Origin of the sequence: Aestuariivirga sp. (assembly GCF_044239095.1) — a bacterium.
In the GTDB taxonomy this organism is placed as follows: domain Bacteria; phylum Pseudomonadota; class Alphaproteobacteria; order Rhizobiales; family Aestuariivirgaceae; genus Aestuariivirga.
In genome coordinates, this window is the sequence record NZ_JBIICB010000252.1 from 1 (window position 1) to 6,451 (window position 6,451).

Genomic DNA, 6,451 nt, shown 5'->3' on the forward strand with positions numbered 1-6,451 from the left:
CCCAGAACATCACCCTGCACCGTAAACTCCACCCAAGACACGTCCTTAACGACGTCGCTATGCACGTGTCTTAAGACATCAAACGGTATTCAGGCAGGCGGTCCCAATCGAGCCGTTACGATGGACCACCGGCGTCTGCCCAGAACCGACCCATGCCAAGCAGCGCAGCACCCGGTGGATCCCTCGGCTGATCCAGCACAAGACTGCAGGCCTCCCGGCTGGCGAGGTCAAGCGCCCGGCCCCCCCCCGGGGGGGGCGGTCCACGCCAGGCTGCGATTGCCGAGGCTAGGGGTCGTGGACAAATTTTTTTTGGTTCACTGCGAAGTCCGGAATTTCAATGGTTGGCCAAAACACTAATGGCGGATTCGCTTGGGGCGACCACGGTGGGCAATCTGATGTTCGAGATCGCGAGGGACCATATCCCCGCCGTCGCCCTCGTCACGGATGATGACATCCGCGATGCAAAGCACCGGCTGTGGCGCGACATGCAGCTCGTCACCGAACCCGGCGGTGCCGCCGCCTTCGTGGCCCTGCTGTCAGGCGCTTACAGGCCGGAGAAGGATGAGCGCGTGGGCGTCGTCGTCTGCGGCGCCAATACATCGATGGATGTGTTCGGCCAACTCTTCACCTGAGGCCCAGAACGGCGTCCGCCGCCGCCTCGCCTGCGATCACCGCGCCCTCGAACCAGCCCGCCTGCTCCGGCGCATAGTCGGAGGAAGCAAAGGCAACGCGGCCTTCCGGCTGCCAGTTGGCAGCCTCGAGCCCCGCCTCATGGCCTGCAAGAGCAGCCACCCAGGTGCCGCGCGCGAAGGGGTCATCCACCCAGTCATGCCAGTCATGTGAAAGAACGCGGGCATTGGGGAAAAGCTTCGCCGCCTGGTCCCTGACCCACGCGGCATCGGAGGGGCGGTTCGGTTCCTGCATCAGTCCGAAGGCCACGATATAGGTCGAGCCGTCCTCACCACTGCGTTCCGCGAAGGCGAATTCGATGCCGCTGCCGTCGCCCGTCACTAGCATGCCCACGGGCACACCCTCCGCCCTGATCCACAGCTTGAAGCTCCGCCCGCCATGGCCCAGCGTAATCGCCTTGCTCTTTGCGGGCGAAAGCAAAGGCGCGAAGCGGATGGTCTGCAACTGGTTGACCCCCAGCGCCAGCACACAGGCCGCCGCCAGGTGCGTTGCTGCACCCGTGGCAATCATCACGCCCTGCGTGTCCTGCGCCACATGGGTGACGGCGTCCGAAAAGACGGTCTCGGCACCAGACGCCGCGATCATGCGTTCGGCCAGCACGCCCATCCCCGGCACGACCGTATCCGACCAGAAATTGATCATGCCCTCGGCAAGCCCATTGTCATAGGCACAGCTTGCCAGGAATTCGGATGCTGCCACGTGTGCGTGAGCGCCATTGCCAGACACCGTCCACCACGCGGAGAAGATAGCGCGCGTGGCGGCGGGACATTGCAGCCGGTCGAGATAATCGCGGAAGGAGATGCCCGTCAGCGCCTCGCCACGTTCATTCGTTGTGATGCCCTTCTTGAGCAGGATCGAATCCGCCGCGACGCGCGCGATGGTGCGTTCATGCGCCGTCACGTCCGAAGGCGAAGCCGGCCCGTCACCGAGCCTCAGCCGGTTGGTGATGGCATGGCGCGGGCGAAGCGCCAGCCCATGCTCCGCCACCAGCGCCCGCAGCCGGTGATGCGAGGGGGTGATCCATGCGCCGCCGAACTCCAGCTCAGGCCCGTCGCCTCCATAGGCTTTCACATATCCACGGCCACCACAGCGCGTCCGCGCCTCGATCAGCCGCACGCGTCGGCCGGCCTTTGCAATCTTCAGCGTGGCAGCCGCACCCGCCAGCCCCGCACCCACGACGATCACATCCGGATTGCTCATTGCGTGAACACCGCCACGATTTCCAAATGGGAGGACTATTTAACCGACATCCACCGGATGACCGACGTTTCGAGCTTGATGTTGCCGCGTGGGTGGTGATTTGGCAAGGTCCCCACGCCACCGCGCCCTCCAACGCAGGCCGCCAACCCAAGATCATCGCCCTGACGAATAACCCGGGCTAGGCCAAATTCAGAACGCCCAAGCGATACCGGCAGTGCCCGTGAGGGTGAGGGCATCGCTGGTGTCGTAGCCCGCTTCGCCGGTGAGGGTGAAGTTGGCACCGCTGTTGGTCTCGTAGGCAAGGTCAAGACCCGCGAAGCCACGCACCGTCGTGTCGTTGTCGCTGACGTTGAAGTTCAGCGACTGGCCCAGCAGCGTGGCGCTGACGTCTTCGCTGTTGGCGTAGGTCGCGTCGGTACCCAGCCGCAGGGCGGCATCGAAATGCCCGCCATTGGTCTGCATCGGCGCAATGGCAAAGGCCACCTGACCACGCAGGTCGAAGAGGTTCACCGAGCGTGAGTCAACCGAGAGGTCAGCCGTCGAGCCGTTCTCGTCGTAGCTGTCCATGAACAGCCCGGCATAGCGGGCCCGGAGGCTGGGCGTGAGGATTATGCCGCCGGTATCGATGTCCGTTCCAATCGTCGCCAACGGGCTGATGAAGATGCCGTTTGGGTCGCCTTTGGCGTTTTCAACACCGCCCGCCACCAAGTTGTTAAGCACGTCGCGGCTGGTGGACTGGCTGGTATAGCCGCCCGTCAGCGCGAGGTTGAGGAAGGCCTCTGACATCGTGAAACCAGCATAGAGGCCAGCATAGTAACTGTCGGCGTCGATCTCCTGCGTTCCAGCATCCGTATTGAGGCTGGCGAAGCTGGCACCCGCGAAGCCGCCCAGACGGGTGCCCGATGACATCACGCCATCCGCACCGATTGCAAAGCCGCCGAGAGTGCTGTCGAAGCCTTCATAGATGCCGTTTGAATCCTGACTGCGGTAGTTGCCGATGCCAGCCGCCCAGATCACGCTCTGAGGCTCCACCGCATCCGGGACATCCGCCGTGGGCACGATGCCGGTGGGTGCTGCTGCCACCATGTTGGCAGCGCCATAGCCCGAGCGGGCTGACCCAAGCCGCGCATCGACCAAATCGGCCAGTGAGCGTGTCAGGTCGTTCAGCATGTCGCCCTCAGCCGAGAACAGGGTGGGATCGATCACCGCCAGAACGCCACCGGAAGACACGAAGGGCATGCCGCTGGTGTCGAGGATGACACCCTCACCTCCCAGATAGGTTAGCGCCGTACTGAGGCGGCGGCCGATCACGAGCGTGTTGCCGCCCGTTCCAGCAATATCCAGCATCCCCTGCACGTTGCTGCCAGACAGAAGCGTCAGGGTGTTGTTGCTGCCATCGAAGTAAACCGAAGCCTCGCCACCGATGGTCTTGCCTGAGTTGGTGATCGTGTTGTTTGAGCCTTTGGCGTAGATGCCTGTTAGTTCACTCGTCGCCGTGCCCGAGTTGGTGATCGTGTTGTTGTCGCCTATAGCGAAGATACCGAAACCGCCGCCCGCCGTCCCCGAGTTGGTGATCGTGCTGTCGTTGCCAAGGGCGGCGATGCCGCAATCGCCTCCCGTCGCTGTCCCCGAATTGGTGATCGTGTTATTGTCGCCTTTAGCGTAGATGCCGACGAAGCCGCTCGTTGCCGTCCCCGAGTTGGTGATCGTGTTGCCGTTGCCAAAGGCGGCGATGCCGGACCCGTTGCGGCCACCCGTCGCCCACCCCGAGTTGGTGATCGTGTTGCCGGTGCCATTGGCGGCGATGCCGTACAGTCCGCCCGTCGTCGTTCCCGTGTTGGTGACTGTGCTCTCACCCAACACAGAGATACCACGGGCATCACCGCTCGTCACTGACCCGGCGTTGTTCACAGTGACGCCATTGGCAGTGCCTTCGATGCCGTTGCCATTTGTCACGTCGATAACGCCACCATTTTCCACAGTGCCGATATTGCCTGTAGTGCTGAGGGTCTGGGTGGTGGTTACCGTCTGTCCATTGACGATGGTGAAGCTATCCGCCCCGGCATTGATCGCCAGAACAAGGGCATACGCGGACACGACGCAAGACAGGATAATGCTGCGCTTGAATAGGTACATTTTTCCACCACAGAGAACCTTATATCAAAGTCCAGATCACAATTGGCAAGTTTTAAGTGGCGGGAAGGGTTCAGCAATCAGGGGAAAAACCTAGAGTAGCGCGTGCCGACGGATCGGGAGGCCGGGGTCTAGGTTTGGAGCAAAGGTACCGCCATGGTCTCGCTGGTGATGACGCCTTTGATCAGGCATCTTCCCCGCCCTGCCTGCAAGTGGGGCCTCGCTTGCGGGTTACTAAGCCCTTCAGCAAAGGCAGCTTGGCAGAATGACGGCTTTTTGCGCGCTGGCACCACTGCATTTCGAGTATGTTTGGATGTCATGATATTTTGAGATTGGATGAGCGGAGTCCGACTGCGAGATATTGCTTGATGGAGGCGCAAATGCTTGAGCCGCGAATTGAGGGGAAAACCTGTTCGTCGTCTTGCCCGCCATGGCCCCGCGTTCTCAAGAGTTGGATCCTCCGACAATCCCGGGTTGGTTCAGATTTCTTGCCTTGAGTTACACTATCACTCTCCAGATGGTATCATTGCCTTAAACATAGCCAGCCCCAAGGAGTGGGCCGTGGAGCCGGACAAAGACGGCCAGCGCATAGCCTGAATGGCATCAGGATAAGCCCGGAAACGGGCAGGAGCAGGCTCCGGTGAGAATTCCGACCTGCATGGGTGTCAGCGGTAGATCCGCAAGCTTCTGACAATACCCAGCGTCTGAACGAAGATGCACTTAAAGGCCGACAGCCAGACCCCGGCCTCCCAGTGAAATGGTTGTGCAAGCGGGATGGGTTGATCGACGGCATGGCTCCGAACGAACAGGCCTCAGGCTTCGCTGAGAAAGGCGAAGCCTTGCCCCGAATTACCCTTACCAAGGGCAAGGACCGGGCCTCTCTCAAACACTCACCAAACGAACAACAGGGACGGGGTTCAAGTGCCGGGTTACAGCAGCATTCAACACTGCCCAAAAAAAGGTCACCGCGAAGAGCAGATCAAGCAGCAAAGCCTCTTGGTGCATGACTTCCAAGGCGGAGAATGTTGATTATAGAACCGGGCGATGCTCTTGATGTCCAATCCCTTTAAACTGCTTCCAGCTACACGGGGTTCAAAAATTGAAACCCCGCAAAAAACAAAGATCCGTTCCGGCACTCTTCCTTCCGGCATCACGATCAAGATGAATGCCTTTGCCCGGCACGTTGCAGAAGGCTTGTCTCTGGCTGACGCATACCGTGCGGCGTTTAACACTGCGAGCATGAAGGCCAAGACAGTGCGCGATGATGCCAGCAGGCTTGCACAACACAGCGGTGTGAGGGCGGCTGTTGATGCTTACAGGGCTGAAATCCAAGAGCGGAATCGTATTTCCGCGCTCGAACGGGACGAGAGGATTTGGGAAAGGATCTGGAGCTTGATCGAAGGTGAAGAGGTCCCTCCTGCTGTGAAGGTGAAGGCCTTGGATTTGGCAGCAAGGCTGGCGGGAATGTTTAAACAAGCTTCGGATGAAGCCCCGATCTCAGTCGCGGCACTTGAGGCTGAGCTTTCTCGAAGGCTACGGGGTCTTGAGTGCAGCGTCCCTGTTCGCCTTGGATAGCTTTGCCAATGTGGCTTTCGACACTGGAACCATCGCCTGAATTTGGCTCCATGTCTTACCTTCCCGCAGGAGCGCACTGATGGCGGCATTCTTCTCGCCGTTTTCCGGGCGACCTTTGTAGAGGCCTTTCGCTTTGGCGTTCTCGATGCCCTGCGCCTGCCGCCTTCGCCGATCTTCGTAATCTTTACGGGCTATGGCAGCCAGCATATCGAGCAGCATGTCATTGACGGCACCAAACATGCGGCCTGTGAAGTCATCGGCGTTCGCCGTCAGCATGGCCCATGATGTGGGCAAGTCCAGCGCCACGATTCGCACGCCTTTGGCCTTGATCTCGGCTTTGAGGCGCTCCCATTCGCCTGTGGTAAGGCGCGACAAGCGATCCACCTGTTCAAGGAGGAGCACATCTTCGGGCTCACTGTCAGATAGCAGCCGGAAAAGCTCTGGGCGCTGCAAGGAAGCCCCTGAGACATTCTCGATATAGAAACCCGCGATTTTGAGACCCCGCTCCTTGGCGAACGCCTGAAGCTGGTTCTTGGCGCGTGTGGCGTCTTGGTCTTCGGTGGACGCGCGGAGATAGGCGCGAATAAACATGACAGCACCCTTGATCTGTTTTGGATGGTCTGTTTATCTGTGGTCTGTTTTGAATTGTCAATGGCTGGAAACAGACTGGCCAGAATGCCCGGTTCACAAGGGTCTACCCAAAAAACCGCTTAAATGATCTTTGAAGCTAGTGTCTTGATCGATAAATATGTATGATCATGCCCTGATTTGATTTGGGGGCATGAGATGGGCAAGCCTGCTGTTAGGATTGTTTTGGAGCCGTCGCAGCGGACGGAACTGGAGCGGTTGGTTC

Annotated in this window: 5 protein-coding genes; 2 read left to right on the forward strand and 3 right to left on the reverse strand. The window is 59.9% G+C overall.

The annotated features are described in order from the left end of the window. Nucleotides 1–341 precede the first annotated feature (341 nt). Nucleotides 342–632 carry a pyridoxal-phosphate dependent enzyme gene (locus ACILRA_RS18185; RefSeq protein WP_395663478.1) on the forward strand — a complete coding sequence of 97 codons (291 nt, stop codon included), beginning with the start codon at nucleotides 342–344 and terminating at the stop codon, nucleotides 630–632. Here the strand turns inward: ACILRA_RS18185 and ACILRA_RS18190 are convergent. Beyond that, the gene (locus ACILRA_RS18190) at nucleotides 625–1,890 is read right to left on the reverse strand and encodes a flavin monoamine oxidase family protein (protein WP_395663479.1); all 1,266 of its coding nucleotides are present in this window, start codon (nucleotides 1,888–1,890) and stop codon (nucleotides 625–627) included. The genes ACILRA_RS18185 and ACILRA_RS18190 overlap by 8 nt on opposite strands. Nucleotides 1,891–2,079: 189 nt before the next feature. After that, nucleotides 2,080–4,026, reverse strand: coding sequence for an autotransporter domain-containing protein (locus ACILRA_RS18195; protein WP_395663480.1), 1,947 nt, complete (start codon nucleotides 4,024–4,026; stop codon nucleotides 2,080–2,082). A gap of 1,050 nt (nucleotides 4,027–5,076) precedes the next feature. Between ACILRA_RS18195 and ACILRA_RS18200 the strand changes: the two genes are divergently transcribed. After that, entirely contained in the window at nucleotides 5,077–5,598 is a 522-nt protein-coding gene (locus tag ACILRA_RS18200; protein ID WP_395663481.1) for a hypothetical protein, read from the forward strand. Here ACILRA_RS18200 and ACILRA_RS18205 read toward each other — a convergent pair. Then, nucleotides 5,557–6,189: a recombinase family protein gene (locus ACILRA_RS18205; protein WP_395663482.1), complete on the reverse strand. Its 633-nt coding sequence runs from the start codon at nucleotides 6,187–6,189 to the stop codon at nucleotides 5,557–5,559. The two genes, ACILRA_RS18200 and ACILRA_RS18205, sit on opposite strands and share 42 nt — an antisense overlap. Nucleotides 6,190–6,451 lie beyond the last annotated feature (262 nt).